A 20,879-nucleotide genomic window follows, 5' to 3' on the forward strand; every position below is an offset into this window, starting at 1 on the left:
ATGCTGGCTTCGCTGGGTTCAATGACGACGGCGCAAGATTCTGATTTTATTCCTACCTCTCTCTCACGCGCCGGCCCGGCTTCTCCTACGTGGCTGAGGCGTCGGCCGGCGGCGGGGCGCTCCGCGCCCTCACCAGAAACTCTGCGGATCGACATCCACCGCGACGCGCACGCCGCCGCGCTCCTTGGGCGCGGCGACGAGCAGCGCGCGGAGAAACGCCTGCAGATCTGCGCTGCGCGGAGCCTTGATGAGCAGGCGGAAGCGATAGCGGCCGCGGATCAGCGCGATCGGGGCCTCGGCCGGGCCGAGCACCACGATCTCGCCCTCCTCCGGCAATCCGCCCGCCGGCGCAACGCGATAGCGCTCGCTCGCCGGCAGGGAGTGGGCGGCGCGGGCCAGCGCCCGCGCATGAGTCTCGGCGGCGCCGGCGTCCTTGGCCGAGACGATCAGCGCCGCGAGCCGGCCGAAGGGCGGCAGGCCGGCGCGCTCGCGCAGCGCCGTCTCCTCCTCATAGAATCGCTCGGCTTCTCCCGAAAGCAGCGCGCGAATGACCGGATGATCGGCCTGCCAGCTCTGGATCAGCGCCCTGCCCGGTCTGTCGCCGCGGCCGGCGCGGCCGGTCACCTGCGCGAGCAGCTGAAAGGTGCGCTCGGCGGCGCGCGGATCGGAGCTGCCGAGCCCGGAATCGGCGTCGATGACGCCGACCAGGGTGAGGAGCGGAAAATTATGGCCCTTGGCGACGAGCTGCGTGCCGATAACGATATCGAAGGCGCCGGCGGCGATCTCGGCCAGCTCGCGCCGCAGCCGCTCCTGCCCGCCGGGGAAATCCGAGGACAAGACCAGCACCCGCGCATCCGGGAAGAGAATCGCCGCCTCCTCGGCGAGGCGCTCGACGCCCGGCCCGCAGGCGGCGAGCGAGTCCTCCGCCTCGCATTCCGGGCAATTGCTCGGGCGGCGCTCGACATGGCCGCAATGATGGCAGACCAGCGCGCGGCGGAAGCGATGCTCGACCAGCCAGGCGTCGCAATTGGGACAGCGGAAGCGATGGCCGCAGCTGCGGCAAAGGGTCAAGGGCGCATAGCCGCGCCGATTGAGAAAGAACAGAACCTGCTCGCCGCGCGCGATGGTCTCGGCCGCTTCCGCCGCCAGACGCGGCGCGATCCAGCGGCCGCGCTCCGGCCCTTCGTTGCGCATGTCGATCGCCTCTATGCGCGGCATCGGCCGGGCGCCGGCGCGGGCGGCGAGGCGCAGATGCTCATAGCGCCCGCTCGCGGCGTTGACGCGCGTCTCGATCGAGGGCGTCGCCGAGGCGAGCGCGATGGTCGCGCCCTCGAGCCGCGCCCGCACCACCGCCATGTCGCGGGCGTGATAGGAAACACCGTCCTCCTGCTTATAGGCCGCCTCATGCTCCTCATCGACGACGATGAGCCGAAGATCGACGAAGGGCAGGAACAGCGCCGAGCGCGCGCCGGCGACCACGAGCGCCTCGCCGAGCGCGACGCCGCGCCAGAGCCGCGCGCGCTTGCGCTCGGAGATTCCGGAATGCCATTCGGCGGGCTTGGCCCCGAAGCGCGCGGCGAAGCGCTCGAGGAATTGCGCGGTGAGCGCAATCTCCGGCATCAGCACCAGCGCCTGCCCGCCGGCGCGCAGGGCGGCGGCGACGGCCTCGAAATAGACCTCGGTCTTGCCGGAGCCGGTGACGCCCTCGAGCAGGAACGGCCGATAGCCGCCCGCCGTCACCGCCGCGGCCAGCGCATCGGCGGCAGCGCGCTGCGCGCTCTCCAGCGCGAAGGGCGCGTAATCGGGATCGAGCGGCGCCGCGACCGGCTCGGGCGGCAGCGCCGAGGCCTCCAGCGTCCCCTCGTCGACCAGCGCGTCGACGACGCCCGAGGAGCAGGCGGCGGCGCGGGCGAGCTCGCCCTTGGCGAAGACGAGCCCGCCCTCGGCCGCGGCGATCACCCGCGCCCGCGCCGGCGTCATACGCTCGGGCGGCGGGCCTTTGAGCCGATAGCCGACGCGCGGCGTTTCGGGCGCCGCCTCCTCCACGGCGCGGGTGGCGAGGCGCAGCGCCATGCCGCGCGGCGCCAGCGTCCAGCGCGCCACCCAATCGACGAAATCGCGCAGCTCCTGGCGCAGCGGCGGCCGGTCGAGCCGCTGCGTCACGGTCTTCAGCCCGGCGCGCGCCGGCTCGGCGAAGCGCCAGACGACGCCGAAGGCCTTGCGCGTCGACAGCGGAACCTCGACGCAATCGCCCGGCGCGAGCCGCAGCGCCGCCGGCGCGCGATAGGAATAAGCGATGTCGACGGCGACCGGCAGCAGCACCTCGACGATCCGCTGTTCCTCGGCCAGTTCCTGCTCGTCCATGTCCGCCGCGCCGCTCATGCCCGCCGTCTTAGCGCGCTTATCCCCGCAGCGGAAAGAGCGCGCGAAGCCGCTCCCGCGCGTCGAGGACGGCGGGGCGAAAGGGAGGCCGGGACGCTGCGGCCGCCGTTTCGGCCGGTGCGCATAAAAATTCGTCTCGGGGCCGAAGCGTCCCGACCGCGGTTGACCTGTCGCCGACATCCCGAGGCCGACCTCACCGCGCCGCGACGCGCTCGCCCTTGCCCGCGCGGGCGGCCTTTTCGCGCGGCCTTTCGGCGGCGGCGGATTTGGCGCCTTCGCGCGGCGCGCCCTTCTCGAACTCGCCCTCGAAGCCGCCGTGGAAGAAGCGCGTCATCTCCGAGACGATCAGCGATTTCACGTCATAGCCGTCGTCGGTCAGCTCCATCTGATAGCAGGTGAGCGCGCGGCCGAGGCTCGGCGTCGGCGGCGTCTTGGTCGCGAGATCGGCGCGCGGCGCGATCTTGACCAGCGCGCGCTCGGCGAGGCCGTGATCGACCGCCGTAAAATAGCGCATCTGCGCCGTGGAGCGCTCGAACTCGCAATGGAGATAGCGATCGCCCTGGCTCGCCTGCTCGACCTCGGGAAGATGCAGCAGGCGGTCGACCTCGCGCGGGCCGAGATCGGCGGCGAGCTTCGCCAGCTTGGCCTGCGCATCCGCGGTGAGATGCTTGGCCTGCAGCGCGGAATTGATCTTGAACGCCTGCTCGCCGAGCGCGATCTTCAGATCGCCGAGCTCGACGGTCTGCACGCGCGCGAGCAGCGTCCCCACCACATCCGGATTGTTGCAGACGAACACGCCGGCGGAGACGACCGCGGCGAGCATTGTGAGCGGCAGAAAAGCGCTTTTGGCGGCGGTGAACGCATCTTTGAGAGAATCGGCCATTGGAATGATCCTTTTTTCAATATCGGCTCGGCGATGAGAATCGGTTGTAACGCTGGCAGATTGCGCGGATTTCGTGCGCACGTCTGTGCGGGGGCGCACATAGTGAATAAGAAGTAAAGGGCTTTCGCCGCGGCCGGCGGGGCGATCGGGCGAGGGAGAATCGGCGCCGAAACGGGCGGTCCGGCGGCGAGGCTCCGAGCCTCGCTCATTCGAGAAGCCCGGGATCGGGGCGAGAGGGGTCGCCCCGCCGCTCTGGATTGCTTCGCTCCGCTCGCAATGACGGAGTTGTCTCGCGTCGAGCCGCCGAGGAGCGTCCCGCGCGCCGACCGGTCCAAGCGCGCGATTCGGCCCCCCCTTGCCCAATCTCCCGGCCGCGTCGAGCCATCCGGCAGAGCCAGAGCCGGTTTTCCCCCGCAATCCACGATTTTTTCAACATGTTGTCCGGCTGTTAATTAGGCACACTATATATTGATAGCGTCTTGACGCGCTTCGCGGAGTGACGCACTGTGCGGTGGTCCTGATGACGCAGCGGCGGATGATCGAAGCGGTTTGCACGGGCGCCCGGAAGGGCGGCGCGCGCCTCCTTGCTCGCCGACCCTGCGCCCGCCGCTCCTGCGGCCGGGCAGTATCTGCGTTTCCTCCAGACGTAGAGTCCCCCACAGAACCAGATTCAGCGCGGCCGGCATTGCGGCCGAGCGCGGAAACGCGCGCGCCTATTGCGAGGATGACGAGACGATGAAGATCGAGCGACGCTACACGAGAGCCGGACAGTCTCCCTATGCGGATATTGAATTTCGCGCCGCGCGCAGCGAGATTCGCAATCCCGACGGCTCCGTCGTGTTCCAGCTCGACGACATCGACGCCCCCGCCGATTGGAGCCAGGTGGCGATCGACGTGCTGGCGCAGAAATATTTCCGCAAGGCCGGCGTGCCGGCGCGGCTGAAGCGCATCGAGGAACATGCGGTCCCGAGCTTCCTGTGGCGCTCGGCGCCCGATTCGGAGGCGCTCGCGGCTGTGCCGCAGGACGAGCGCAACGGCTCCGAAATCTCGGCGCGGCAGGTGTTCGACCGGCTCGCCGGCGCCTGGGCCTATTGGGGCTGGAAGGGCGGCTATTTCGATGCGGAGGAGGACGCCTCCGCCTTCCAGGACGAATTGCGCTTCATGCTGGCGCGCCAGATGGCCGCGCCCAATTCGCCGCAATGGTTCAACACCGGCCTTCACTGGGCCTATGGCATAGACGGGCCGAGCCAGGGCCATTTCTATGTCGATCACAATACCGGCGAGCTGACCAAGTCCAAGACCGCCTATGAGCATCCGCAGCCGCACGCCTGCTTCATCCAGTCGGTCGAGGACGATCTCGTCAACGATGGCGGCATCATGGATCTGTGGGTGCGCGAGGCGCGCCTGTTCAAATATGGTTCCGGCACCGGCTCCAATTTCTCGCGGCTGCGCGGCGAGAAGGAGAAGCTCTCGGGCGGCGGCTCCTCCTCCGGCCTCATGTCCTTCCTGAAGATCGGGGACCGCGCCGCCGGCGCCATCAAGTCGGGCGGCACCACGCGTCGCGCCGCGAAGATGGTCGTCGTCGACGTCGATCATCCCGATGTCGAGGCCTTCATCGAATGGAAGGTGAAGGAGGAGGAGAAGGTCGCCGCGCTCGTCGCCGGCTCGAAGATCGTGAAGAAGCATTTGAAGGCGGTGATGCGCGCCTGCGTCAATTGCGAGGGGCCGGGCTTCGACTGTTTCGAGCCGGAGAAGAATCCGGCGCTGAAGCGCGAGATCCGCGCCGCGCGCCGCGCCGAAGTGCCGGAGAATTACATCAAGCGCGTCATTCAATTCGCGCGTCAGGGCTATAAGGACATCTCCTTCGAGACCTATGACACGGATTGGGACAGCGAGGCCTATCTCACCGTCTCCGGCCAGAACTCCAACAACACCGTGCGCGTGACCGACGAATTTTTGCGCGCGGTGGAGAGCGACGGCGATTGGAATTTGACGCGCCGTCTCGACGGCAAAGTGTCGAAGACGCTGAAGGCGCGCGAATTATGGGAGAGGATCGGCTACGCCGCCTGGGCCTCGGCCGATCCCGGCATTCAGTTCCACACCACCATCAACGACTGGCACACCTGCCCGGCGGGCGGGCCGATCCGGGCCTCGAACCCGTGCTCGGAATATATGTTTTTGGACGACACCGCCTGCAATCTCGCCTCGCTGAACCTGCTGCAGTTCCGCAATGACGAGACCAAGCGCTTCGATGTCGATTCTTATGAGCATGCGGCGCGTCTGTGGACCGTCGTGCTCGAGGTCTCGGTGCTGATGGCGCAATTCCCGTCGCGCGAGATCGCGCAGCTCTCTTATGATTATCGCACGCTCGGATTGGGCTACGCCAATGTCGGCGGCCTGCTCATGTCCTGCGGCATCGCCTATGACAGCGAGGCCGGACGCGCGCTCTGCGGCGCGCTGTCGGCGATCATGACCGGCGTCGCCTATCGCGCCTCGGCGGAAATGGCCAAGGAGCGCGGCGCCTTCGACTGCTTCCCGCAAAATCGCGAGGCGATGCTGCGCGTCATCCGCAATCATCGCCGCGCCGCCCATGGCCAGCGCGCCGGCTATGAGGGCCTGTCGATGACGCCCGTGCCGCTCGATCACGCCGCCTGCCCCGATCAGACGCTGATCGCCCGCGCCATGCGCGCCTGGGACGAGGCGCTGTCGCTCGGCGAGCAATATGGCTATCGCAATGCGCAAGTGTCGGTGGTCGCGCCGACCGGCACCATCGGCCTCGTCATGGATTGCGACACCACCGGCATCGAGCCGGATTTCGCGCTGGTGAAATTCAAGAAGCTCGCCGGCGGCGGCTATCTGAAGATCGTCAATCGCGCCGTGCCCGAGGCGCTGCGCGCGCTCGGCTATCGCGAGGCCGAGATCGCCGAGATCGAGGCCTATGCGGTCGGCCACGCCTCGCTCTCCAATGCGCCGGCGGTCAATACGACGAGCCTGCGCGCGCGCGGCTTCACCGAGGAGAAGATCGAGGTGGTGGAGAAGGCGCTGGCCTCCGCCTTCGACATCAAATTCGTCTTCAACAAATGGACGCTCGGCGCCGACTTCCTCGTCTCCGCGCTGAAGGTTCCGCAGAGCGCGCTCGACGACGCGAGCTTCGATCTCTTGACGCATCTCGGCTTCTCGCGCCAGGAGATCGAGGCGGCCAATATCCACATCTGCGGCGCCATGACGCTCGAAGGCGCGCCGCATCTTCTTCCCGAGCATTATCCGGTGTTCGATTGCGCCAATCCCTGCGGGCGCCTCGGCAAGCGCTATCTCTCGGTCGAGAGCCACATTCGCATGATGGCGGCGGCGCAGCCCTTCATCTCGGGCGCGATCTCCAAGACCATCAACATGCCCAATGATGCGACCATCGAGGATTGCGAAGCCTCCTATCTCCTCTCCTGGAAGCTGGCGCTGAAAGCCAATGCGCTCTATCGCGACGGCTCGAAGCTGTCGCAGCCGCTCTCCACTCATCTCGTCGCCGATGCGGAGGACGAGGCCGAGGAGATCGCCGATGAGATCGTCGCGGCGAACGCGCCCGCGCGCGCCGCCGCGGTCGCCGAGCGCATCGTCGAGCGCGTGGTGCATCAAGTGGTGCGCGAGCGCGAGAAGCTGCCCAACCGCCGCAAGAGCTATATTCAGAAAGCGACGGTCGGCGGGCACAAGGTCTATCTGCACACGGGCGAATATGCCGACGGACGCTTGGGCGAGATCTTCATCGACATGCACAAGGAGGGCGCCGCCTTCCGCAGCCTGATGAATAATTTCGCCATCGCCATCTCGCTCGGCCTGCAATATGGCGTGCCGCTCGAGGAATATGTCGACGCCTTCACCTTCACACGCTTCGAGCCCGCGGGCCCGGTGCAGGGCAATGACGCGATCAAGAATGCGACGTCGATCCTCGATTATGTGTTCCGCGAGCTGGCGATCTCCTATCTCGGCCGCACCGATCTCGCCCATGTGACGCCCGAGGACATGGGCCATGACGCGCTCGGCAAGGGCGAGCATGAGGGCAAGGCGCCGGAGAGCGCCTCGTCGGTGGTGTCGAAAGGGCTGCTGCGCTCCAAGACCGACCGGCTGATGCTGGTGCATGGCGGCGCGACGGCGCTGCGCGAGAGCGTGGAGGAGCCGGAGCCTTTGTCGCAGCTCGGCTGGACGGCGCCGACCAAGCAAGTGGACAGCGCCGCCGAGAAGCGCGCCGAAGCGCGGATGAAGGGATATGTGGGCGAGGCCTGTCCCGAATGCGCGAATTTTACCTTGGTGCGCAATGGGACTTGTTTGAAGTGCGAGACGTGCGGGGCGACGACGGGGTGTAGTTAAGCGTTTCGCCGCCCGCTACCCACCCCTCATGACCCCGTCGATCGTCGCGCCGATGGCGACGATCATCGCGGCGGCCAGAAGCGCAATGGCGGCGCGGCGGCAGAAGCGGCGCGCTTTCGCCGAGAAGCCGAGCGCGCCGACCGGCGTCAGGAACAGCGCCAGAGCGGCGAGAGCCAAGGCGCGAATGGCGAATTCGAGATCGAACATGGCGAGCCTTAGATGGCGGGCGTCCAATCGGGTTCGAATGATGAGCCTTCTCGGCCGATTTTGACGGGGCTGAAAGAGCGAGCCTGAAGGCTCGCGGTCCAGGGCCGCGCTCGGACCGCGAGCCTTCAGGCTCGCTCTCGAGGCGCCAGTTTCGATGGATCGCCCCCTACCCGGGCTTTATGTCGTCGCTCATGCGATGCGCGGCGACAGTGACGAGCCGAACCTCGCCATTCGCTTCGCCGCGATAGATCGCATGCGATCCTTTCCCTTGCCGATGCAATCTGAAGCCGTTCGATTCGAGAATCCGAACGAAGGCGTCGAAAGTCACGCTGGGCAGGCCACGGGGAAGGTCGCGGACGTGTCGCCGTCGCTCGCATCGCGTCGCCATGCGGACCAGAGGACACGCGCCGTCCAAGCAAAGGCGACCCACGCCGGGGCTCGCCGGCTCAGCAGCCTGTCGCGCGTGGCGTCGTCCTCGTCTCGCGCGGCGGCGACATAATCGGCGACGGCGTCCTCCAAGGCTCGGCGAATATCGTCGAACGACCGCCCCTGCACGGCAAGGTCGAAATCGAGGCAAATCCCCTCCCATTCGCCGGCATGGCCGCGAGCGAAACAAAGGAGATCGCGCATTCGAGCTTCTCCGCTGGCCGTCGACTCTCGTGGCGGAGAATCGGCGCCGCCGCTATCTTGCACACCTATGTCTTTGCTTGGTGAGCGCGATGGGACTCGAACCCATGACCCTCTGATTAAAAGTCCCATTTTGGGACATTTCCCACGTTTTCCGCTTGTGGACGACGTTTACCGAACCCATTGCGAAATCGTGCTTTTCGTTCGATCATGATTTCCGACCTTTTCCCGGCATACCCCGCACGGTGGCGACACGGTGGCGACTTTCTGGGGGCGCTGATGTGGCGACACGGGAAAGAATGTCGGGGGTTTGGGGATGATCGTCAAGCTCACAAAGCGCGCCGTCGACACGCTGGCGCCGATCGCCAAGCCGTTCGTCGCCTATGACGCCGACCTTCCCGGCTTCGGCCTGCGCGTCATGCCGTCCGGAGTGAAATCCTTCGTCGTCGAATATCGCCCGAACGGCGGCGGGCGCGGCGTCGCCAAGCGGCGCGTCACCATCGGCAAGGTGGGAACGCTCACGCCAGAGCAGGCGCGGAAGTCCGCCGGCGAGCTGCTGGCGCGGGCGCGGCTCGGCGCCGATCCGGCGCAGGAGATCGCCGACCGGCGCAAGGCGCAGACGGTCGCGGCGCTCTGCGACGCCTTCGAGGTCGAGCATGTCGACGGCAAGCTCAAGCCTTCGACGCGAGCCTCCTACAAGGCGGCGCTCGCGCGGCTGAAGGATGCGCACGGCTCGGCGAAGGCCGAGTCCGTCACGCGCGCGCAAATCGCGACGCTGCATGCGAAGCTGGCGACGAGCCCCTACGTCGCCAATCGCGCGCTCTCGACCTGGGCGAAGCTGTTCGCCTGGGGCATGACGCGCAGCTTCGTTCCCAAGGGCGACAATCCGGCGCGCGAGATCGATCGCTATCGTGAGAGCAAGCGCGAGCGCTTCCTCACGGGCGACGAGCTCGGCCGGCTCGGCGCGGCGCTCGCCGAGGGCGAGACGGCCGGCCTGCCCTATGCGGTCGATGCGACCAAGGCGAAGGCGAAGCACGCGCCGAAGCCGGAGAACCGGCTCGTCAAGCTCGACCCTTTCGCGGTCGCGGCGATTCGGCTGCTCATTCTCACCGGCGCGCGGCTTCGCGAGATCATGGACGCGCAATGGTCGCAGGTCGATTTCCAGCGTGGCATGTTGTTCCTGGCGGACAGCAAGACCGGCCGCAAGCCGATCTATCTCGGCGCCGCCGCCCTCGCCGTGCTGGCGGACCTGCCGCGCATAGAAGGCAATCCACATATCATCGCCGGCGCGAAGGACGGCGCGCCGCGCGCCGATTTGCAACGCCCATGGGCGGCGGTTCGGCAGGCCGCGGGCCTCGAGGGCGTGCGGCTCCACGATCTGCGCCACAGCTTCGCCAGCGTCGGCGCCGGCGCGTCGCTCGGCCTGCCGATCATCGGCAAGCTGCTCGGGCATATGCAGGCGGCGACCACAGAGCGCTATGCGCATCTGGACGCGGACCCGCTGCGCCGCGCCGCCGACACGATCGGCGCGACGATCGCCGCGGCGCTGGACGGGAAGAAGGCGGGCGGCGCTGTCGTCGAGCCATTGAAGAAACGCCGATCGCGCGGCAAGACCGCGTGACGAGATTTCGCGACCACAATCAGTGTGAGAAGAACAATGGACCCGAGGGACGCATGGGCGAAGTATGTCATGCTCGGCCTAAATAGCGACTCCTATCCGACGCGCGAGGAATTCGAAGACTATCTCGCCATCAATGGTCCGGTGAGCTACTTCCTAGCCGAATGGATCGAAAAGACCGGCTGTCCTGATGAAGCGATGCTGGCCTATCAGGACTGCCAATTCTGGGGACGTCGCGGCGCGGAGCCCTCTGTCGTTCAATTCGTAGAATACGGCGAATGGTTATATTTCGCACGCTATGAATTTTTCGACAAATCGAGGAGATTCCAGATCCTCGATGTCGAAAGCTCGACGATCGTCGAGCGCGCGACGGGAGAGCGCTGGCGCGACGTGAGAGTCGTTCCGCTCCTCGAGGCTCCGGACATTGGAAGCATCGCGGCCGATAAGTCGCTCAAAGAGGCGTTCTATCGGTTCGTTCTTCATGAACCAATCGCGCTGTTTCATCTGCGGCAATATAGCCTGTTCTCTGACGATGGCGCGTTCGGCGATTTCGATATTTTGAAGCTGTTCGATGCGGACCGCACGATTTCATTCGAGAATTGGCATATCGCCGAGCGCTGCATTGGACGGGCGCGCGACCTCGCGCATAATTTCGACTCGAGAAAAGGCTGCGTCTACAAGCGTATTTCCGCAGTGGTGTCGAATGCGAGTCTGTTCGTCAATCGATTGGCTCGGGGCATAATACTTTCTGACGGCTTTTGGCGTGGCGACACACGCGAGCGCTTGCCGATCGATCCGCAGCTCTGGACGCGCGCCGACGTGAAGCTCGACCTCCACAACGGCGATCTCGTGAACGCGGAATCGGGCGCGGTGGAATGGGCTTCGATCGTGCTGAGAGCGCCGCGAGATAGAGATGGTCCTACACCTCGCGCGAATGGCGCAACTGGTAATCGATCATCTGAGCTGCGCGAAGATCGAGCGCCCGCCGTCGAGATTACGTCGGAACACAATGGAAAAATCGCAACTATTGCAGAATGGCTTCGACAACGCTATCGGACCCGTCCCCCGATGAAGGCCAAAGAGCTGATGGCGCTCGTAAGCCATGAAATCCCCGAACTCGGAGAATTTCAAGACAGCTCGATGTATGCGGCGCTGAGTAAAGCCTTTCCGCGGCATAAATAGCGTCGCAAAATTCGCAAAATTTGCATTGTGAACATTGCGAAGCGTAAAAGCGAAAGTCCATGCGATTGATAGCGTCATTCCCGCGTTTTCGAGGAATGACACATGCATCCTACGCAATATCTCCGCCGCAAGCAGGCCGGCGAATACCTCAAGACCCGTTACGGCTTCGGCTCCGAAAAGAGCCTCGCGAAGCTCGCGACAGTCGGCGGCGGTCCCGCCTTCCACAAGGCGGGCGTGGCCTGCCTCTATGAGCCTGCGGCGCTCGACGATTGGGCGCGATCGAAGATCGGCCCGGCGCATCGCTCGACCTCGGAATTCCCCTACCCGAAGACGGGCCGTCCCGCGCGCTCGGCGGCGGAGTGAGCCGATGCACGATCTCCCGCAACCTCACGCCGACGAAAAAGCAGCGCGCCTCGCCGCGGCCAATGCGAAGCGTTCCGCGTCATTGCGCACGCGCTATGAAAAAATCCCGAGCTGCGCGAGGCGGTTCGCGCGCGAGCGCGGTCGATAAATTCGACGCAGGAAATGCGCAAGAAGATTTCCGACGCAACGCGCCAGGCGATGGCGCGGCCGGACGTGCAAGACAAGCTTCGCGAGAACAGCTCGCCGGAGCGCAAGTCGCTGATCTCGCGCCGGACGCGGGAGGCGTTGGCGGCGCCCGAAATTCGGCAACGCATTAGCGACCGCACGCGCGAGGCGATGGCCCGGCCGGACGTGCAAGCGCGGATCGCGCAAGGCAAGGCCGCAGCGGCGCAGAAAAAGCAGGCCGACGGGGAGAAGCTCTCGGGCGAGCTGGTTGCGCTGCGCGCGGTGTGGGCAGCATCGGGCGCGCAGGCGCGGAACGCGTTCCTCGGCGAGATCAGCGCGGCGCTCCCGCCGAAATTCGAGATGACCTGAGATGTCCGCGCTTGCTCTCATTTCCGGAACGATCGGGCGGCGGCCAGAGCGCCGCACGGCGCGGACGGGCAAGCCGTTCGTCACCGCGTCGTTGCGTGCGGTCGGCGGCGGCAGCGTCATGTGGTGGAGCGTAGTCGCCTTCGACGACGGGGCCGCGGCCGAGCTGCTGGCGCTCGTCGAAGGCGACGCCGTCGCGATTGGCGGCCCGATGAAAGCCGAGATTTGGGCGCCGGCCGACGGCAAGGCGCGCGTCAATCTCTCCATTGTCGCGACGACGGTCGCGAGCCTGAAAGCCGCGCAACGGAAGTCGAAGGCGACGCCACGGGCGGCCGAGCGGAAGTCCGGAGAAGATCGAGGAACGCATAACGACCTCAACGACGATATGCCGTTCTGAGCGTGCGCTGATGTCGTTCCACGTCACCAAGGCGAAATGGCTGGAACAGATTGCGGAGGACGTCTGGCTTCTCGACAGCGCATGCCGCATTGCGATCGTGCTCGCGAAACACCTCAATTCACAAAGCGAGACCGCGTGGCCGAGCGTGGAACGACTTGCGAAAATAACCGGACAATCAGACAGAAACATTCGCAGAGTATTGAAAATGCTACATGATCGTGGACACGTAAATGTGTCTATCGGCGGCGGACGTGCGCGTCCGAACGTCTATAGCATCGTCTTGAAGGGCCAGGGCGCCGCCCCCGTTCCAAGCTCGCCCGAACGCGGCTCGCGGCGCAAAAAACTCGGACAGACGTGTCCTATTAAAAACCCTGACACGTCTGTCCGCAAAACCCTGACACGTCTGTCAGGGGAACCTTTAGATAGGAACCTTCCCCCAAACGCCCCCGCAAAATCGGGCAGCGATCCTGCGCCCTCGGAGCCTGCTTTCGACGCATTCGAAGCCGTCTGGCCATGGGAGGCCAACGAGTCGAGATCGGCCGGGAGGAAGGCATTCGATCTTCTTCCATCCGCAGCGGACAAGCGCCAAGCTATCGACGCCGCGCGCGCTGCGGCGAAGAAGGGCTTGGCGAGGGAGAAGCTCGGCCGCGCCTCGCGCTGGTTGCGTGGCCGCTGCTTCCAGAACATCGCGCCCTCGCCCCCGCCGACGCCGCGTCGAGATGCGCCAATCGTGACCGATCGGGGCGTCTTCATCGCCCTCAGCTCGCCGGAGTGGCAGGCATGGCGAGCGAAGGCGGGCGAGCATCTCGAAACGGTCAACACAGCTCATGGCATAGGTTGCTATCGGCCGTCGCAGTGGCCTCCCGACGTGGGCGGCGAAGCGCCCCACGAAGGAGGCGCACGATGAGCTGGCGCAGGGAAGCCCGTCCGAAGCGGCGCGCGCAGCCGGTCGCGCAGGCGGCGCGCGCAGCCGGTCGCGCAGGCGGCGAAGCCATCGGCGTGGATCGCGCGCGGATCGCCGGAACATGCCGCATGGCTCGCCTACGTCGCCGAGCGCGGCGCGACGCCGCTCGTCGAATATTTCTCCGCTCTCGACGGCAGCATCGGTTTCCGCCGCCGAAGCAAATGGCCGCCGGGCGTCACTCCGCCGGCCGGCGATGAGGGGGGCGAGCCGATGACGCCCGCTGAATTGCGACCGCCGACCCGCCGGCCTCGCCCTCGGGTCCTCCCGGCGCCGGAACGCAATACGGGCAAACGGGGCGCGATTTTTCGCCAGTAGGGGTGTCGGGAAATACGGTTGACTGGGTTTACTCGGTTGACCGCGGTTGACAAGTGATTGGTGATGAAAGGGAAAAGCCGGATGAGGCGCCATGATATGATCGGGGCGGCGGTCTGCGCGATCTATGCCGCGCTTGATCGCCATCAGGCCGAAATCAGGGGGCTCGTCGCTCATCTCGCCGAGGTCACGGGAGAACCGAGCGCCAACGGCGGCGCTGCGCAGTCGAGCCTCATACCTCTGAAGGATGCGGCGCAAGTCCTCGGTCAGCCCTATGACACCGTGCGGCAACGTGCGACGCGAGGCGGAGAGCTTGTTCGCTTTGGCCAACGCGCTTTCGTGCGATCCGCCTGGTTGGAGGCCGAAGTCGAAAATGTTCGGTCTGTTCGTTCGCTTGCCGAACAGCCGCCTGCTCGCGCAAAGTCCAGAAAGTGATGAGTCTGTATCGCGTCGCGAGCCGCCGGCGGCGGCTCGCACTCGCCCTCTTGGAAAGCGCAAGACGAAGATGCTCGAAAAATTCTTTCCGAAGAAATCCACCGTCGAGGCGCTCGAGGGGGAGCTGGCGCAGATCGTTCAGCGTCAGGTTGGCTTGCGAACTCGGAGTGCAGCCGCGGTCGATGAGGCTAAGGCCGCTCGGAACACGCTACGTGAGCTGTTGATTGGAAGCGACAACGGTGAAGACCACGCTCTTGCCGACAACCGAGTTCTCAGGGCCGAGCGCAACGAAGCCGCCATCTGCGACGCCCTCGCCGCGTTGGACGCTCGCGAGCGGGAAATGCGCCGCCGCCTCGATGAAGCCCGAGCGGCCGAATGTCGCGAGAAGCGCGCGGATGAGATGGACGCGGCGGGAAGGGCGATCGAATTTGCGGCGCTTCGTCTCGAAAAGAGCGTCACCGCTCTTGCTGGCGAATTCTCCGAGATCATCGAGGCCATTCCGCCGGACTCACTGACGCCGCGCCGCTACATCCCCCTTATCGGATTTCGCGACATCACGCCGACGACAGCCGCCGCCGCGGCGCTGATCGAGACGCTCTACGCGGCGATACCCGAGGCATTCGAGGCCGTGCTCGACGAGATTTCCGGCGCGGTCACGATTCGGGCGACGTTGATGATGCGGACGAAAGCGGGCGCGCTGTGCTCGGAGCTGCCGATCAATGACGAAGGCGGGAATGCGCTGGTGGCGAGCGGCGCATTCCACGCGAACATCGTGGCGCCACTGCGCAAGCTCGCCGCCGATCTGCGCGACCCGCCTGCGCCGCCGAAGGCAACCATCGAGCCTGCGCCATTCCCCGAGGTCGATGTCGTCTTCACGAGCAACGTGGCTTGGCGCGACGATTTTGCACAAGAGAGGGTCGCCACAGCCTGGCTCGCGAAGGTTCCGAAGCCTGTCGCGGAGAAGGCTTTCGAGCTGGGGGTCGCATTGCGCGCAGGCACGCCCGAAGCGAGCGAAGCGCTGACGCGCGCGGCGATGCGCCCGAGCGGCGACCCGCGCTATCTCGCCACGCTCCCGACGCCGAAGACTGTCGACCTCGGCGTAAATCTCAAATCGCTCTACGACGCCGAGCGGGCCCGTCTGAACGGAGGCGTGTGATGGCCTCCTCGCCCTGCGCCTGCATCGGCCGCCGGTGGTTGCCCGTGACTCCGCGTCAGCACGCGCCGCACCACATGGGCGAGCCTGCATCGAACCATCGAGCGCCGCCGACATATCCCGAAATGGGCGGCGATCAGCAGAACGCCGCCGCGCATGAGGCCGGGCATGCAATCGCCGCGGTCGCATTCGGCCGCACCGTGCGAGCGCTGCGCATAGGCGACTATCCGCTCTGCGTCTCAATCCGCGCCGACGGCGCCAAGACACCGCGGCTCGGCCGATTGGTCGAGCTGATTTCGGGCTCGACCTGCGAAGGGATCGAAGGCCGACGCATGTTCCTCATGAGCGAAGGAACCATGCGACAGAAGCTTGCGCAAGTCCGGGACGACGACCGCGGCTCTTGTGACCGCTGCCAGGAAGCGGCCCTCTTGGTCGCCGCCTTCGCCGGCGCAGCCGACGACGACCTTGTGACGCTGTGGTCAGACGCGGCGTTCCTCGCCTTCCTACTTTTTCGACATCCGACGTTTCGCGCGTCGGCACGCGCGTTGTCGGTCATGCTCCGGCGACGGAAGGTGCTCTTCGGTGACGATGTTGCCGCGCTCATCGATGGACGCGCTCTTTTCATGGCCCGCGAGGACGTTGTGAGAAATTTCCCCCTTGGTAGGTTGGAGACCCTGCTATGACGGCAAACCAGAAACGCGACCTCCCCATGCCCATGCAGTTCTGCGATGCGAGCTTGCGCGCGCAGAGCTTCGACAAATCGACCAACACAATCGAGGTTATTTGGACGACAGGCGCGACTGTCACGAAGCGGGGCCGGGATGGCTATTACGACGAGGAACTGATCGTATCGGCGAACGCCGTGCGCCTCGCGCGTCTCAATGCTGGCGCGTCTTTTCTCGATACGCATCGCGACGGAAGCGTCTCCTCAATCATTGGGAGTGTAATTCCCGGATCGGCGCGCATAGCGGACGGGCGCGGGCTCGCGAAGATCGCTCTTTCCCCGGCGCCCAGCGACGCGGACACAGTGCTGAAGATCAAGGAAGGCGTCATCCGCAACATTAGTGTCGGCTACGCCATTCATCGCGTCGAGATCGTCGAGCGCGATGGCGCTATGCCAATTTACAGCGTCGTCGATTGGGAGCCCTTCGAACTTTCAGCCGTGGCCGTGCCGGCCGATCCTGGAGCGCAAGTTCGCGGCGTCCGCTCGTCGGGCGCGAGCGAAACGTCGCTGGTGCCCTGCCGCGCGATGGTGCTGACGCACGACTCGATGGAATGGAGGCGGATCAATGTTCGCGCCATCCGGCGACAAATGATGGACAATCTTCGCCGCGCCATGCCGCCTCATGAACGACTCGCCAATCCAGGAGACGTGAGCGGTCACGACTTCGGGACATGCTGACGGCCCCGCGGCGGGTCCTCCCGGGACCCGAAACCAATACGGGCAAGCGGGGCGCGTGGTGGGGCCAGCAAGGCGCGAGATTGGATAGGCTGAAATTTCAGCGGGAGGCTGAAGTTCAGGGCTGAAGTTCGGAGGGCGGGGCGATGGCAGCGAGCGTTGGGATTCGTCTTCAGACGACGGGCGGCGAAGAGGTCGTGCGCGTGCTCGAGAAGATCAGCTCGGCCGCGGAGACGCAGTTCAAGAAAAGCGCGGCCGAGGCGCGCGCTTTCGGCCGGGCCGTGACCGACGTCGCCGCCGAGCTGCAGCCCGATCGGCTCGTCTCCGGCCTGTCGCAAGCCGCTGCGCCGCGCTGGTCGCAAATGACGAGCAGAATGTCCCTGCTGCGTCCCGATACGGCGGCGACAAACGATGGTCGGGCGCAGATCGGAGGCTTTGCGCAACACCAATGGCTCAATCTCAATCGCCAGGGGCAAGATGCGATCACTATGCTCGCGTCGGGCTCGTCGATGATGCAGGTTTTTTCGACACAGGCGGCCCAAGTCTATGACGTCTTCGCTTCGTCGAAGGGCGGCGCCGCCTCTGGCGTGAAGGCGTTCTCCTCTGCGGTCGCCGGCGCCGTCACTCCGACGCGCTTGCTCGGCGCGACCATCGTCGGGACGGCTGCGACTTCTGTCATCGCGCTCACCCGCTTCAAGTCGACGACGGATGAATTGCAGGCTTCGCTCGACGGCCTCGGCCGTTTCAGCGGCGTATCGCTGACCGACGCGCGCGGCCTCGCCGAGAACGCATCGGCGGCGTCGGGCATGTCCCTGCGCTCGTCGTCGCATATCGTCGCCGGCGCGCTCGGCGCGGGGCTCGACGCCAACACGGCGGGCGGCGTGGCGGCGCTGTCGAAACAATTCTCGATCAAGCTCGGCATGGGGCTCGACGATGCGGCGAAGGAGCTGACGGACGCTCTTGCCGATCCCGCGAAGGGCGCGGACGAGCTGGCGAAGCGCTATGGGCTCGTCACACTCGCGCAGGGGCGCCACATCGACGAGCTGACCAAGGTCGGCGATCGCAGCGGCGCGGCGGCGGAGCTGCTGCGCGATCTTCGCGGGGCGCTCGATCGGATCGCCGACCGGCGCTCGCCTTTCTCGCGCCTGATCGATCGCGTCGAGACGGGCGCTAGCGACGTGCTCACCTCCTACGGCGAAGCGCTCGCGAATAATCCCGCGAACCGGACCGTCAATCGCCTGTTCGGCGTCCAGGGCAATGAATCTGCTTCGACCGTCTTCGCGCGCATGCGCAGCGGCGAGCTGCAACGGCAGCAGGCCGCGAGGCAAGCCGACCTCGCCGGACAGGACGTTTACAGCATCGTGCGCGAGACGGCGCCGGACCTCTTCGCGCGACGCGATCTCGAGCAGCAGGTCGAGCGCTTCCAGCGCGCGCTCGGCCGCGAAGGCGTCGGCAAAGTGCTCGACGACCTCGGCGTCTCGGGCGACATGACGCGCGAAGCCGTCGAGCGGCTGAAGACGAGCCTCGAGATGTTGAAGACGCCGATGCAGCGCGTCGGCGAAGAGAATGCGCTGCGCATGCGCTCTATCGAGGCTGAAACGATCGGCCAGAAAGCGCAGCTCGCGGCCGAGCAGGCCTATCGCGCGGAACTCGACAATTCCAAGGATAAGCTCGCCGCGGCAATGGCGGCCGAAGGCGCGCGCAATGCGACCATCGCCGAAAGCACGCGGGTCATGCGCGAGCAGGCGAAGCAAGCCGAGCAGCGCGTCGAGCTCGCGGGACTGAAGCCCTATGAGCGCGCGAAGCGCGAGGCGGAGTTGACGCTGCGTGAGGACCTGCGAAAGGCGAACCTCGCGCCCGGCGCCGGCGCGCGGACGGACATCTACACCAAGCCCGCGATCGATGGCTTTGCGAGCGTTGGAACGGCGGCGACGCGGCTCGCCGATGTGCTGACGGGTTCCGCCGATCGCATCGGCCGGCTGATCTCGGCGCCCGAACAGCGAGCGGCGACGGCGAGCCCGACGCTACTTTTCGCGCGCAACGGCGGCGACTTCTATTCCGCTATTCAGCGCGCCGAGGGAACCGACCGGTTCGGCGACCCCTACAACACGTCGCTGGGTTACATGCGCTCGCCGAAACCGCTCGTCGATATGACGATGAGCGAAAGTCTTGCCTGGGGCGATCAGGTCCGCCGTGCGCAAGGGCTCAACAGTTCCGCGAAGGGCGCGTTTCAAATCACCAACACGACGCAGCGCGACGCGATGCGCGCGCTCGGCCTCGGCGCGAACGATATGTTCAACGCCGAAAATCAGAACCGCATGGCGGACTGGATTTTCAAGACGCAGGGCGTCGGCGCATGGGAGGGCTTCAAATCGCATCCTGCCGAGCGCGCGACCGCGCAGACGGCCGGGCTCGGCGCGCAATCGCGCCAGCTCGACGAGGCCGGCGAGGCGTGGCGGAAGTATGATGCGACGGTCAAGGCGATCAATATCGAGCAGGTCGACACATGGCTGAAGGGCGAGAATGAATCGCTCGACATGCAGCGGCATGCGATCGATCTCTCTTCGAACTCCTGGGGGCTGAATGTCCAGCAGCTCGCTGCGGCCGAGGAGCGGCAGCGACTATTAAACGAAGCGCAGCAGCGCGGCATTCCGCTCACGGAGGAATTGACGCGCCGCGTCGGCGAGCTGTCGCAGAAGGCTGCGGAGAGTGCGCGCATCAATGAGCAGACGCGCAAGCAGATCGCCGAATTGGACTTCGCCCGGGACGCGACGACGAATGTCGCCAGCAGCGCCGCCATCGCCGCCGCGCATGGCGAGAATGTCGGTGATGCGCTGAAGTCGTCGCTGCGGCAGGTCGAAGACGACCTCATTCGCAAGAGCGTCGGCAACATCGTCGGCGGGCTGCTCGGCGAGCGCGGCTCGTCGAATATGGGCCTCTTCGGCGATGTGCTCGGACTGAACGGCAAGACCGGCCGTGACGTGCAAATGACGGCGAATAACGTCACGATCGGCGGCGCCGGCTCCGGCGGGCTCCTCGGCGGAGCGCTCAACAATGGGCGCTCCGGCGGCGGTTTGTTCGGGAACTTGCTCGACAGCGGCGGAAGCGGCGGCGGCTTGCTCAGCGGGCTGTTCGGCCCGGACCGAAACGCCAATTTCGCTGGGCAAGCCGCTGGCGCGATCGGGCCGTTTCAGCAGACGAATAGCGGAGGCGACCTGCTTCCAGGCCTAACCTCTGTTTTCGAGAAGGGCTTTGGAAGCCTGCTCGGCGGGTCGGGAAGCGGGGCCGGAACGATCACGATCAAGGGGAATGTCGTCAATGTCTCTGGCGGGAGTCTCAGCGGCCTCGGCGGCGGAGGCTCGGGCGGCTTCCTGTCCAACATCTTCGGCGGAAGCGGCGGCGGCTCCAGCGGCGGCGGCGATGTCCTGGGCGATGTCTTTTCCATCTTCAGCACGATCGGGGGCTTCTTTGGCTTCGCGAACGGCGGCGTCATGTCCGGCCGCGGCGTCGTGTCGCTGCAGCGCTATGAGAAGGGCGGCGTCGCCGATCGGCCGCAGCTCGCGCTCTTTGGCGAGGGCCGGCACAGGGAAGCCTATATCCCGATGCCCGATCCGCGCGGCCTGCATGTGGCTGTCGCCGCCGACGGGCGCGCGCATGTGACGCTGCCGGATGGGCGCGGCATTCCTGCGGTTCTCGAAGGCCGCGAGCGGCTGACGACGCCGGGGGGCAGCGGCGAAGGCCGCGCGACGCCGCTGCGGCTCAATGCCTTCGCCGGCGGCGGCGTGATGACGAGCGCGGGCCCGGCGCCGCTCTCCTATGCCTCGGCAGCCGCGCCCTCCTCGCTGCCGCCGCTGCGCATGTCGTCTCCGGCGGCCGTCGCTGTGGCGAGCGGTGGCGGCGCGGGCGGCGAGCGCCGACCGGTCGAGGTCAAGATCATGGACGCGCGCGGCGGCAATCAGGTCGAGAAGGTCTATGCGACTCATGACGAGGTGATGCTGATGATCTCGGCGCGCGAGTCGCAGGTCGCCAAGGGGCAAGCCAATGCGGGCTTGAAGGGTTGGTGACGG

Annotated in this window: 17 protein-coding genes; 12 read left to right on the forward strand and 5 right to left on the reverse strand. The window is 66.2% G+C overall.

The features are described 5' to 3' along the window. Nucleotides 1-129: 129 nt before the first annotated feature. Complete coding sequence (locus tag CQW49_RS05135; protein WP_024749977.1) at nucleotides 130-2,382, reverse strand: primosomal protein N'; 2,253 nt, start codon at nucleotides 2,380-2,382, stop codon at nucleotides 130-132. A gap of 193 nt (nucleotides 2,383-2,575) precedes the next feature. Continuing rightward, nucleotides 2,576-3,265: a hypothetical protein gene (locus CQW49_RS05140; protein ID WP_003608916.1), complete on the reverse strand. Its 690-nt coding sequence runs from the start codon at nucleotides 3,263-3,265 to the stop codon at nucleotides 2,576-2,578. A 735-nt stretch (nucleotides 3,266-4,000) separates the two neighbouring features. Here CQW49_RS05140 and CQW49_RS05145 point away from each other — a divergent pair. Beyond that, on the forward strand, nucleotides 4,001-7,624 hold the full coding sequence (locus tag CQW49_RS05145; protein WP_003608913.1) for a vitamin B12-dependent ribonucleotide reductase: 3,624 nt from the start codon (nucleotides 4,001-4,003) through the stop codon (nucleotides 7,622-7,624). 15 nt (nucleotides 7,625-7,639) lie between these two features. Here CQW49_RS05145 and CQW49_RS05150 read toward each other — a convergent pair whose 3' ends face one another. The 3 genes from CQW49_RS05150 to CQW49_RS05160 all read right to left on the reverse strand — a co-directional run bounded on the left by CQW49_RS05150 (nucleotide 7,640) and on the right by CQW49_RS05160 (nucleotide 8,461). Further along, nucleotides 7,640-7,831: a hypothetical protein gene (locus CQW49_RS05150; RefSeq protein ID WP_003608911.1), complete on the reverse strand. Its 192-nt coding sequence runs from the start codon at nucleotides 7,829-7,831 to the stop codon at nucleotides 7,640-7,642. A gap of 166 nt (nucleotides 7,832-7,997) precedes the next feature. Then, nucleotides 7,998-8,219: a type II toxin-antitoxin system HicA family toxin gene (locus CQW49_RS05155; protein ID WP_244441337.1), complete on the reverse strand. Its 222-nt coding sequence runs from the start codon at nucleotides 8,217-8,219 to the stop codon at nucleotides 7,998-8,000. After that, a complete protein-coding gene (locus CQW49_RS05160; RefSeq protein ID WP_003608909.1) occupies nucleotides 8,156-8,461 on the reverse strand; it encodes a hypothetical protein in 306 nt (101 codons plus the stop codon). Before CQW49_RS05160 ends, CQW49_RS05155 begins: the two co-directional genes overlap by 64 nt. 313 nt (nucleotides 8,462-8,774) lie before the next feature. Here CQW49_RS05160 and CQW49_RS05165 point away from each other — a divergent pair, with 313 nt between their 5' ends. The 11 genes from CQW49_RS05165 (at nucleotide 8,775) to CQW49_RS05215 (ending at nucleotide 20,876) form a co-directional block, all read left to right on the forward strand. Next, complete coding sequence (locus CQW49_RS05165; protein ID WP_003608907.1) at nucleotides 8,775-10,079, forward strand: site-specific integrase; 1,305 nt, start codon at nucleotides 8,775-8,777, stop codon at nucleotides 10,077-10,079. A 36-nt stretch (nucleotides 10,080-10,115) separates the two neighbouring features. Then, nucleotides 10,116-11,258: a hypothetical protein gene (locus tag CQW49_RS05170; RefSeq protein WP_003608906.1), complete on the forward strand. Its 1,143-nt coding sequence runs from the start codon at nucleotides 10,116-10,118 to the stop codon at nucleotides 11,256-11,258. 102 nt (nucleotides 11,259-11,360) lie between these two features. Beyond that, nucleotides 11,361-11,621: a hypothetical protein gene (locus tag CQW49_RS05175; protein ID WP_003608905.1), complete on the forward strand. Its 261-nt coding sequence runs from the start codon at nucleotides 11,361-11,363 to the stop codon at nucleotides 11,619-11,621. A gap of 162 nt (nucleotides 11,622-11,783) precedes the next feature. Next, the gene (locus CQW49_RS05180) at nucleotides 11,784-12,155 is read left to right on the forward strand and encodes a hypothetical protein (RefSeq protein WP_099831746.1); all 372 of its coding nucleotides are present in this window, start codon (nucleotides 11,784-11,786) and stop codon (nucleotides 12,153-12,155) included. 1 nt (nucleotide 12,156) lies between these two features. After that, a complete protein-coding gene (locus CQW49_RS05185; RefSeq protein ID WP_003608900.1) occupies nucleotides 12,157-12,549 on the forward strand; it encodes a single-stranded DNA-binding protein in 393 nt (130 codons plus the stop codon). A 10-nt stretch (nucleotides 12,550-12,559) separates the two neighbouring features. Next, nucleotides 12,560-13,456, forward strand: a complete 897-nt coding sequence (locus CQW49_RS05190) for a helix-turn-helix domain-containing protein (RefSeq protein WP_003608898.1) — start codon at nucleotides 12,560-12,562, stop codon at nucleotides 13,454-13,456. A 468-nt stretch (nucleotides 13,457-13,924) separates the two neighbouring features. After that, nucleotides 13,925-14,260, forward strand: a complete 336-nt coding sequence (locus CQW49_RS25035; RefSeq protein WP_003608897.1) for a hypothetical protein — start codon at nucleotides 13,925-13,927, stop codon at nucleotides 14,258-14,260. Then, nucleotides 14,199-15,416, forward strand: a complete 1,218-nt coding sequence (locus CQW49_RS05200; RefSeq protein WP_003608894.1) for a hypothetical protein — start codon at nucleotides 14,199-14,201, stop codon at nucleotides 15,414-15,416. The genes CQW49_RS25035 and CQW49_RS05200 overlap by 62 nt, the downstream gene beginning before the upstream one ends. Further along, nucleotides 15,416-16,096 carry a hypothetical protein gene (locus tag CQW49_RS05205; RefSeq protein ID WP_003608892.1) on the forward strand — a complete coding sequence of 227 codons (681 nt, stop codon included), beginning with the start codon at nucleotides 15,416-15,418 and terminating at the stop codon, nucleotides 16,094-16,096. The genes CQW49_RS05200 and CQW49_RS05205 overlap by 1 nt, the downstream gene beginning before the upstream one ends. Further along, a complete protein-coding gene (locus CQW49_RS05210) occupies nucleotides 16,093-16,815 on the forward strand; it encodes an HK97 family phage prohead protease (protein ID WP_003608890.1) in 723 nt (240 codons plus the stop codon). Before CQW49_RS05205 ends, CQW49_RS05210 begins: the two co-directional genes overlap by 4 nt. 143 nt (nucleotides 16,816-16,958) lie before the next feature. Further along, nucleotides 16,959-20,876 carry a phage tail length tape measure family protein gene (locus tag CQW49_RS05215; protein ID WP_003608888.1) on the forward strand — a complete coding sequence of 1,306 codons (3,918 nt, stop codon included), beginning with the start codon at nucleotides 16,959-16,961 and terminating at the stop codon, nucleotides 20,874-20,876. Nucleotides 20,877-20,879 lie beyond the last annotated feature (3 nt).

The sequence above is a fragment of the Methylosinus trichosporium OB3b genome, from assembly GCF_002752655.1.
Taxonomy (GTDB): Bacteria; Pseudomonadota; Alphaproteobacteria; order Rhizobiales; family Beijerinckiaceae; genus Methylosinus; species Methylosinus trichosporium.